Source organism: Granulicatella sp. WM01 (genome assembly GCF_004570605.1).
Taxonomy (GTDB): domain Bacteria; phylum Bacillota; class Bacilli; order Lactobacillales; family Aerococcaceae; genus WM01.
The window spans coordinates 1-10,587 of sequence record NZ_SPPB01000059.1 but is presented as its reverse complement, the minus strand read 5'-3'; the positions used below and the strand labels follow the sequence as shown (position 1 = coordinate 10,587).

Sequence of the window (10,587 nt, the reverse complement as noted above, 5' to 3'; positions counted from 1 at the left end):
ACGAGGGACTAATGAAAATCACAATGGTTTAATTCGAGAATTTTTACCGAAGGGAAAATCATTTAATTTAGTACCTATTCAAATGATAACAACTATACAAAATGCGTTAAATAATAGACCTAGACGTATACTAGACTATGATACACCTCATACTATGTTTAATCGTTTGTGTGCAACGACATAAACTATAACAGAATAGGTGTAACCGTAAAGGCTCGCTACGCTAATACCTTGACCGTTACACCTATTCCATTACAAAACAACTATGTCGCACACAGACATAGACTGTGACTTTAGTATTTTTCATGTACTGTTGCACTTGGCTTTACAATTCGAGCTATTAAAATTTATCCACATGAAAATGTGCGCAAATATTTTTCATATTTAACTCATTCCACATATTTTCCCACAAAATAACACCCTGTGATTTTATATTGTGGATATGTAAAAGAAACAGTGTATTTTCTTTAGTTTATTGTGTATAACCTATGGGAAAATTGTTTTATTTTTATACTTATCCACAAAAATTATCCACATGTTTTAAAAATTGTGGATAAAAATAATATATGTGGATAACTTTTCTCTTTTATGGTATACTTTTCTAACACTATTAAAGACTGAGGTTTTATGACATGAACACGCTTGAACAAATTTGGGAAAATTTAACACAACGCTTAAAACAAATTTATGCTCAACATATCTATGAATTAGCCACCGTTGATGCACGTCCTCTTTCATTTAAAGACAATCTTTTAACAATTACTGTTAAAAATAATACACAGAAAGAATTATGGGAAGAATGGCTTATTAATTCAGCAAAATCAATTTTAAATGAACATTCTTCTCAAGCAGATATTCATATTTTATTAGAAACTCAAACCAATTCACTTATTGCTGAAGCAACCACACCTTTTCAAACAAGTACTACTTTAAATTTAAATCCAAATTATACTTTTGATAATTTTGTTGTTGGAGAAGGAAGTAAAATGGCACATGCAGCAGCTTTAGCTGTTTCTGATGCTCCAGGGGTATTTTATAATCCTTTATTTATCTATGGTGGTTCTGGACTAGGAAAAACACACCTTATGCATGCAATTGGGAATAAAATTGCTTACAACAACTCTAATGCTCTTATCCGTTATGTTACAAGTGAAGATTTCGTTAATGAATTTACAACAGCTATTCGAAATGGAGCTATGGAGCAATTTAAAAATAATTATCGTCAAGTTGATTTATTGTTAGTTGATGATATTCAATTTTTAGCAGGAAAAGAACAAACACTCGATGAATTTTTCCACACATTTAATGCCTTATATGGAGCTAAAAAACAAATTGTTCTAACAAGTGATCGTCTAGCATCGGAAATTCCACAATTACCTAATCGTCTAGTATCACGCTTTATTGCTGGCTTATCATCTGATATTACTCCTCCTGATTTAGAAACACGAACAGCTATTTTACGTAAAAAAGCAAATAGTTTAAAAATTGATATTACAGATGATACGATTGCTTATATTGCTGGTCAAGTAAATTCAAATGTTAGAGAATTAGAAGCTGCGTTGAATAGAGTTAATTTTTATTCTGTAACAAATCGTAGTCCAATTACAACGGCTTTAGCTGCAGAAGCCTTAAAAGGCATCACATCTGTAGAAACAAAAAAAATCGCAAGCATTTATGATATACAAGTTGAAGTTGGAAAAGCCTTTAATTTATCTGTTGATCAATTACGAGGAAAAAAAAGAACAAAAGAAATTGTTATTCCTAGACAAATTGCTATGTATTTATCTAGAGAAATTACGCAAAATTCCTTAATAAAAATTGGATACGAATTTGGAGGAAAAGATCATACAACTGTGATGCATGCCTGTGAAAAAATCCAACAAACTATAGATACACATACTGATTTAGAATTAATTTCAATCATTCAAAAAATAAAACAAAAATTTTAATTGTGGATAACTTTTTCTTTTTTACACAATTTATAGACATTATTTATCCACACAAAAAACGATATAATACTCTTTTTTATATGAGTTTTACACATTATCCACATCCCTTATTACTATTACTAATTTTTAAATATATTTATTTATAAAGGAGATACCATGAAATTTACGATTAATCGCTACATTTTTCTAAAACATTTATTAGATGTACAAAAAGCTGTTACATCAAAATCTACTATTCCAATTTTAACAGGTATTAAACTTTTATTAACTGAACAAGATTTACTGTTGACAGGTAGTGATGCAAGTATTTCTATTGAAAAGATTATTTCTAGTCAAATAGAAGAAAATGAATTAACCATTGAACAAAAAGGACAAATTGTTTTGCCTTCTCGTTTTTTTGGTGAAATTATAAAAAAATTACCAGGAAAATTAGTTACATTAACATTATTAGGTCAAAATAAAGTTGAAATTTCATCAGAAAAATCTGTTTTTACAATTAATGGTATTGATGCAAATTTATATCCAAGTATTCAAAATATAGATGCTCAAGATTATCAAACTATTCAATTACCAACAACATTATTAAAAAATGTATTTTCTCAAACTGTTATTGCTGCATCTACGAGTGAAAATCGTCCAATTTTAACAGGAATTTATCTTGTGATAAAAAATAAACAATTAATTGCTACAGCAACAGATAGTCATCGCATGAGTAGACGAATTATAGATTTACCAAATATTGATGATAGTTTTGAAAAAACATGTACAGTACCTGCAAAAAGTTTAATTGAACTTTCTAAAATATTAAATGATGAAGAAACTGTAAGTATGTCAATTTCTGAAAATAAAATATTGTTTATGACAGATACATTATATTTTTATAGTCGATTATTAGAAGGAAATTATCCAGATGTATCGCGTTTGTTACAGCATCATTATCCATTTAAACTTGTATTAAATGCTTCAACATTTTTACATTCAATAGAACGTGCATCTATTTTATCCTCAGAAGGAAAAAATGATTTTGTCACATTACACTTTGGAGAAACAGTTACCTTATCTAGTGAATCTTCAGAAATAGGGTATGTTGAAGAAACAATTGACTATATTTCCTTAACAAGTGATTCAATTAAAATTTCATTTAATCCAAATTATATGAAAGATGCTTTAAAAGTTGTTAATGGTCAAGATATTGAAATTAGTTTACAAGAAGAAGGAAAACCATTTACAATAAAACTAAATAATGAAGATGCAGATAAATTTATTCAATTAATTACGCCTATACGAACTAGAAATTAAATTGAATATAAACTATCTCATGAAACAAAAAACGGCTTAAAACACCGTTTTTTTGCTTTTTAGGCATATATAGTGTATAATTTAAGAGAGAGTATTTGTGTGAAAGAGAGAATATTATGAAAAAAATAATTAATATTTCAGAAAATTTTATTACGTTAGGGCAATTATTGAAACATGCTGATATTATTAGTAGTGGTGGCATGGCAAAATGGTATTTGTCTGAACATGTTGTTTATGTAGATGGTGAACTAGAGCAACGAAGAGGGAAAAAAGTTTATCATGGTTCCATTGTTGAGTTAGAAGATGGAACCCAACTTATTGTAAAATATCAATTGTGTGAAAATTAAAACATTAACTTTAGTTCATTATAGAAATTACACAAAACAACTCATTGAATTTTCTGATGGTATTAATATATTTTTGGGACAAAACGCACAAGGAAAAACAAATTTGATGGAAGCTATTTATTTTCTATCTTTGACAAAAAGCCATCGTACATCTCATGACAAAGAAGTGATTCAATGGGAAAATGATTTTGCTCGCCTTGAAGCTGTTTTACAAAAAAAAGAATTAATTATTCCTATCTCTTTAATTGTTCATCAGAAAGGAAAAAAAGCGAGTATTGGACACATTGAACAAAAAAAATTAAGCCATTATATTAGTTATGTAAATGTTGTTTTATTTGCACCAGAAGACTTAAGTTTAATTAAAGGTGCTCCACATCTTAGACGTCGATTTATTGATATGGAATTAGGGCAAATGAATACAACCTATTTAGCCCACTTATCTGAATATAAAAAAATTGTTAAACAAAGAAACAGTTATTTAAAAGGCATGCAGATAGACCCTATTTATTTTGATGTATTAACAGAAGAACTTGCAAAACATGCAGGAGCGTTATTGTATTATCGCCTACAATTTATTCAGAAATTAGAGTACTATGCCTTTAAAATTACAGAACATATTTCAATGCAACAAGATAAATTGTCTTTAGTTTATGATACACCTATTTCAATCATAAGTGAAGATACTAAAGAGAGCCTAATTGAAAAATATTTAGTGATATATCGTAAAAATAAACATAAAGAAATAGAACAACGTTTAACATTATATGGTCCTCATAGAGAAGATTTTCTCATGTATATTAATGGAAAAAATGCACAAATGTATGCTTCTCAAGGGCAACAAAGAACTATTGCATTAAGTTTAAAATTAGCTGAAATAGATTTATTTAAAGAGATAACTGGAGAGTATCCTATTTTATTGTTAGATGATGTATTGTCTGAATTAGATGATTTTAGGCAGACTTATTTATTGAAATCAATTGAAAATAAAGGGCAGACGTTTATTACAACAACTAATTTAGCAGGTATTCAAAAGCATATTGTTCAAACACCAAAAGTGTTTAATATAGAGGAAGGATGTGTTCATGTCAATGGATGAAAATTTAAAGAATTTAGCAAATGAATATGATGCTAGTCAAATTCAAGTATTAGAGGGATTAGAAGCAGTTAGAAAAAGACCGGGAATGTATATTGGTTCAACCAGCAGTGCTGGATTGCATCATTTAGTATGGGAAATTGTAGATAATTCCATTGATGAGGCACTTGCAGGATTTGCAACAACTATTTCAATTACAATTAATGAGGATAATAGCATTACCGTTAAAGATAATGGAAGAGGTATTCCAGTTGATATTCAAGAGAAAACAGGTAGACCTGCTGTTGAAACAGTATATACAGTATTACATGCTGGTGGTAAATTCGGTGGCGGTGGATACAAAGTATCAGGTGGTTTACATGGTGTGGGAGCCTCTGTTGTAAATGCTTTATCTAAAAAATTGAGCGTGAATGTTTTTAGAAATGGAAATATTTATCAGCAAGAGTATGAAAGAGGTCAAGTTTTATACGATTTAAAAATCGTGGGTAAAACGCAAGAAACAGGAACACAAGTTCACTTTATTCCCGATGAAGAAATTTTTCAAGAAACGACTGTTTATGATTATGATCGTTTAATGACAAGAGTAAGAGAACTAGCATTTTTAAATAAAGGGTTACGTTTAAGTATTGAGGATTTGAGATTAGATAAACAAAGAAAAGATGAATTTTTGTATGAGGGTGGTATAAATAGTTATGTTGAATACCTCAATCAAAATAAAACTGTTTTATTTGATGATCCTATTTATATTGAAGGGGAACAAGATGATATTCAAGTAGAAGTTTCCTTGCAATATAATGATACATATTATAGTAATATGTTAAGTTTTACAAATAATATTCACACACATGAAGGTGGGACTCACGAACAAGGGGTAAGAACCTCTTTAACACGTGTGATTAATGACTATGCCAAAAAAAATAAACTGTTGAAAGAGAATGAAGAAAATTTAACTGGTGATGATGTACGTGAGGGATTGACGTGTATTGTATCTATAAAACACCCAAATCCACAATTTGAAGGACAAACAAAAACAAAATTAGGTAATTCAGATGCACGTAAAATTACAGAACGTTTATTTGGTGCTTATTTTGAAAAATTTTTATTAGAAAATCCACAAGTTGCACGTCGTATTATAGAAAAAGGGATTTTAGCTTCAAAAGCTAGATTAGCTGCTAAGCGTGCTAGAGAAGTGACTAGAAAAAAATCAGGCTTAGAAATTAGTAATTTACCGGGAAAATTAGCAGATTGTTCCAGTAAAGATGCACAATTATGCGAATTATTCATTGTAGAGGGAGATTCGGCAGGGGGATCTGCTAAACAAGGACGTTCAAGAATGTATCAAGCTATTTTACCAATTCGTGGAAAAATATTAAATGTTGAAAAAGCTTCGTTAGATAAAATATTGGCTAATGATGAAATTCGTTCTTTATTTACAGCTATGGGAACTGGATTTGGTTCAGAATTTGATGTATCTAAAGCACGTTACCATAAATTAGTAATTATGACAGATGCTGACGTGGATGGAGCTCACATTAGAACATTATTATTAACATTATTTTATCGATATATGCGTCCTTTAGTTGAAGCAGGTTATGTTTATATTGCACAACCACCTTTATATCAAGTTAAACAAGGAAAAACTGTTAAATATTTAGGAAGTGATGAAGAATTAAAAGAGTATTTAAGCACATTGTCTTCAAATCCAAAACCAAATATTCAACGATATAAAGGATTAGGAGAAATGGATAAGGAACAACTTTGGGAAACAACTATGAACCCAGAAAATAGACGAATGTTACAAGTTACTGTTGATGATGCTGCTGAAGCAGATAAAATCTTAGATATGTTAATGGGAGATAGAGTTGAACCACGTCGTCAATTTATTGAAACAAATGCTAAATATGTAAAAAATTTAGATGTATAATTGGAGGTAGATTATGTCAGAAGAACAATTTATTAGACAAGAAACATTTACCAAAGCTAATTTAAGTCAAGAAATGAAAACTTCATTTTTAGATTATGCTATGAGTGTTATTGTTTCACGTGCTCTACCTGATGTTAGAGATGGATTAAAACCTGTACATCGCCGTATTTTGTATGGAATGTATGAATTAGGTGTTACACCAGATAAAGCATATAAAAAATCAGCACGTATTGTTGGAGATGTTATGGGAAAATATCATCCTCATGGAGATAGTGCAATTTATGAATCTATGGTGCGTATGGCGCAAGATTTTAGTTATCGTTATATGTTAGTAGATGGTCATGGAAATTTTGGTTCAATAGACGGTGACGGGGCAGCAGCCATGCGTTATACAGAAGCACGTATGTCAAAAATAGCTCTTGAAATGCTTAGAGATATTAATAAAGATACAATAGATTATCACGATAATTATGATGGTTCGGAAAGAGAACCAGACGTTTTACCATCTCGTTTTCCAAACTTATTAGTTAATGGAGCAACTGGTATTGCTGTAGGAATGACAACTAATATTCCACCTCACAATTTAGGAGAAGTCATTTCTGCTATTCAAGTATTAATGGATAATAAAGATGCAAGTGTTGTCGAATTAATGGAAGTTCTTCCTGGACCAGATTTTCCAACTGGTGGAATTGTTATGGGAAAATCTGGAATAAAAAGAGCTTATGAGACAGGTAGAGGTAGTATTATTGTTCGAGGTCGAGTAGATATTGAACAAATGTCTAATGGAAAAGAACGCATTATTATTAGTGAATTACCATATATGGTTAACAAAGCAAAATTAGTAGAAAAAATTGCTGAATTAGCACGTGATAAACGTATTGAAGGCATTACTTATGTTGCTGATGAATCAGGTCGAGAAGGTATGCATGTTGTCATAGAAGTAAGAAGAGATGTGAGTGCAAGTGTTGTCGTTAATAATTTATATAAATTAACTCCACTACAATCTTCATTCGGATTTAATATGTTAGCTATTGAAAATGGTGTACCTAAAGTTTTAGGACTAAAACGTATTTTAGAAAATTATTTAGAGCATCAAGAAAATGTTATCCGCAGAAGAACTGAATTTGATAAAAAACGTGCTGAAGCTAGAGCACATATTTTAGAAGGATTGCAAATTGCTTTAGATCATATTGATGAAATTGTATCTATTTTACGCTCATCTAAAACTGGAGATGAGGCTAAGTCAATTTTTATGACTAAATTTGGATTATCTGAAAAACAATCTCAAGCTATTTTAGATATGAGATTAGTTCGTTTAACAGGTTTAGAACGTGAAAAAATTGATGCTGAATATGCTGAACTTATTGCTTTAATTGCAGACTTAACAGATATATTGGCACATCGTGAACGTATTTTAGAAATTATTAAAACTGAATTGAAAGAAATTCAAGATAAATTTGGTGATAAAAGACGGACTGAATTATTGGTTGGTGAAGTATTAAGTTTAGAAGATGAAGATTTAATTGAAGAAGAAAATATTGTTGTGTCATTAACAGCAAATGGATATATCAAACGTCTTGCAAGTTCAGAATTTAAAGCTCAAAAACGTGGTGGACGTGGTGTTCAAGGAATGGGGATTCATGAAGATGATTATATTAGCACACTATTATCGTGTTCAACTCATGATCATTTATTATTCTTTAGTAATAAAGGAAAAGTGTATAAAATTAAAGGGTACGAGATTCCAGAATACAGTAGAACTGCAAAAGGTCTACCTATAGTGAATTTGTTGCCTGTTGAAGCAAATGAAAAAATTCAAGTGATTATCAATGTAGAAAAAGAAGTTAATCGAGAAAATTATTTATTTTTTGGAACAAAGCAGGGTATAGTTAAGCGTGTTGAATTATCTGAATTTAAAAATATTAGAACAAGTGGTGTTCGAGCGTTGAATTTAAAAGATGATGATGAATTGATTGATGTTCTTTTAACGGATGGTTCAAAAAATATTATTTTAGGAACACATTTTGGCTATTCTGTTAGTTTTTCTGAAGATACTGTACGTGCTATGGGGCGTAGTGCAACAGGAGTCAGAGGTGTAAAATTAAGAGAAAATGATTTTATTGTTGGAATGTCTATTTTAGAAGAAAATTCAGAAGTACTAGTCATTACAGAAAATGGTTACGGTAAACGAACTCATTCAAGTGAGTATGTCATCAAAGGACGTGGAACAAAAGGAATAAAAACAGCTAATATTACAGAAAAAAATGGAAATTTAGTTGGATTGACTACAGTTAATGGAGAAGAAGATATTATGGTAATGACTGATAAAGGTGTCATGATTCGTTTCCATTCAGAAGATATTTCTCAAACAGGACGTGCAACTCAAGGTGTGAGAATTATTCGTTTAACAGATAATTCTATTGTTTCCTCAATGGCGAAAGTAGATAGAGAAGAATTAGATGAATCAGTTGAAGAAGTAGAATAAAACAGTAATATAAAAAAATTTGGATAATATATATTTCAAAAAATGGATTAAAATTGAGGTATTCATTCCTCAATTTTAATCCATTTAATTTTATGTTTAGCAAAAAGTTTATAGGTTTCGTATTGTATTCATGTTAAAATTATTTTCTAGTCACGAAAATATGCTGTCTTTTATCTGGATACTCTTTTATTAACTTATTTGATATAGAGAAAAAAGTTTAAACAAGATGTAAAATCATATTGTAGATTATTGCTCCTAAAAGACCACCAACAATAGGACTAACTACTGGTATCCATGCATAACTCCAGTCACTATTTCCTTTATTTTTTATAGGAAGAAGTGCATGAACTAAACGGGGAGCCAAGTCACGAGCAGGATTAATAGCATATCCAGTTGTGCCACCTAAAGAAAAACCTATAGCAAAGACAACAACACCGACAATAATTGGTCCAAAACCAGATACGACATTATTTTGTCCAATAGACATTACAGTAATAACAAGGATAGCAGTTCCTAATGCTTCGCCAAACATATTTGATAACGTGTGCCGAATAGCAGGCCCGGTTGAAAAACATGCTAAAATAGTGCCTGCATCTTCTGTTTTGCTCCAATGTGGATAATAATGTACATATAAAGCAAGAGAAGCTAAAATAGCACCAATAAATTGTGCTGCAATATATAATGGAACAAGTTTCCAAGATATATTTCCTAAGGAAGCCATAGCAATCGTAACTGCTGGATTAAGATGTGCACCACTTAAAAATCCAGAAACATAAATGGCAACCATTACAGCAAATCCCCATCCTAGAACGATAGCAATCCAGCCACTATTTTGTGATTTTGTTTTGTTGAGAATACATGCCGATACAACACCATTGCCTAAAAGAACTAAAATAAATGTACCAATTAATTCGCCTACAAAAGCATTCATAAAAAATCCTCCTTATTTTGTAATTGTTAATGCTGAAAGTTGTGATAATATTTCTTCTTTTGATGCTCCAACTTGTAGTAGAGCAGCAGCTGTATATGCTCCTTCTACTATTGGAACATTTTGTATAAGAATTTGTTTATCGGATAATTCTGCTACTAATTCGATATTCATACGTGCAGAACCTAAGTCATAAAAAGTGTCAATCGAAAATGAAAATGTCCCAAAATGTGGGCCACTATAAGTGCAATGATTTTAAAAAAAATCATTGCACTTATAGGGCAAAATAATGTATGCTATTAAAGTATCAAGCAAGCTTGTTGTCTTGATACTCTTCAAGAGTTTTTCCAATACTCTTGAGATAGCGTTTGAAAGATGCCAGTTTCCACGGGTGTGATTGTGGTGGAACGTATTGGCGTCTTTCTTTTTTTATATTCTCACCCAAATCAAACACCGCTGAATGCTCTTCATGTGTTAACAAACAACGTGTGGCATAAATGTTGTCAGCGATATTCAAGAAAATATCCCCATTAAATGCTTCAATAACCAACGCTTTTGTGTG

General features: G+C 30.7%; 7 protein-coding genes and 3 pseudogenes. 7 read left to right on the top strand and 3 right to left on the bottom strand.

The window, feature by feature from the left end; translation table 11 throughout:
- The 7 genes and pseudogenes from E4T68_RS09600 to gyrA form a co-directional block, all read left to right on the top strand.
- Window positions 1–184: pseudogene (locus E4T68_RS09600) on the top strand (IS30 family transposase); the annotation flags it as partial.
- 448 nt (window positions 185–632) lie between these two features.
- Window positions 633–1,949, top strand: coding sequence for a chromosomal replication initiator protein DnaA (dnaA, locus tag E4T68_RS07385; protein ID WP_135125609.1), 1,317 nt, complete (start codon window positions 633–635; stop codon window positions 1,947–1,949).
- Between the two features lie 156 nt (window positions 1,950–2,105).
- Window positions 2,106–3,248 carry a DNA polymerase III subunit beta gene (dnaN, locus tag E4T68_RS07380; protein ID WP_135125607.1) on the top strand — a complete coding sequence of 381 codons (1,143 nt, stop codon included), beginning with the start codon at window positions 2,106–2,108 and terminating at the stop codon, window positions 3,246–3,248.
- Window positions 3,249–3,364: 116 nt separating this feature from the next.
- On the top strand, window positions 3,365–3,595 hold the full coding sequence (gene yaaA, locus E4T68_RS07375; protein WP_135125605.1) for a S4 domain-containing protein YaaA: 231 nt from the start codon (window positions 3,365–3,367) through the stop codon (window positions 3,593–3,595).
- The gene (recF, locus tag E4T68_RS07370) at window positions 3,585–4,691 is read left to right on the top strand and encodes a DNA replication/repair protein RecF (RefSeq protein ID WP_135125603.1); all 1,107 of its coding nucleotides are present in this window, start codon (window positions 3,585–3,587) and stop codon (window positions 4,689–4,691) included. The genes yaaA and recF overlap by 11 nt, the downstream gene beginning before the upstream one ends.
- Window positions 4,684–6,612 (top strand): DNA topoisomerase (ATP-hydrolyzing) subunit B, encoded by a 1,929-nt coding sequence (gene gyrB / locus E4T68_RS07365; protein WP_135125611.1) that lies wholly within the window; start codon window positions 4,684–4,686, stop codon window positions 6,610–6,612. Before recF ends, gyrB begins: the two co-directional genes overlap by 8 nt.
- A gap of 13 nt (window positions 6,613–6,625) precedes the next feature.
- Entirely contained in the window at window positions 6,626–9,097 is a 2,472-nt protein-coding gene (gene gyrA / locus E4T68_RS07360) for a DNA gyrase subunit A (RefSeq protein WP_135125601.1), read from the top strand.
- A 217-nt stretch (window positions 9,098–9,314) separates the two neighbouring features.
- Here gyrA and E4T68_RS07355 read toward each other — a convergent pair whose 3' ends face one another.
- From E4T68_RS07355 to E4T68_RS07345, 3 genes and pseudogenes are all read right to left on the bottom strand, one after another.
- The gene (locus E4T68_RS07355) at window positions 9,315–10,028 is read right to left on the bottom strand and encodes an MIP/aquaporin family protein (RefSeq protein WP_135125599.1); all 714 of its coding nucleotides are present in this window, start codon (window positions 10,026–10,028) and stop codon (window positions 9,315–9,317) included.
- 12 nt (window positions 10,029–10,040) lie between these two features.
- A pseudogene (locus E4T68_RS07350) lies at window positions 10,041–10,223 on the bottom strand (PTS mannose family transporter subunit IIA); the annotation flags it as partial.
- Window positions 10,224–10,332: 109 nt separating this feature from the next.
- Window positions 10,333–10,587, bottom strand: a pseudogene (locus E4T68_RS07345) (ISNCY family transposase); the annotation flags it as partial.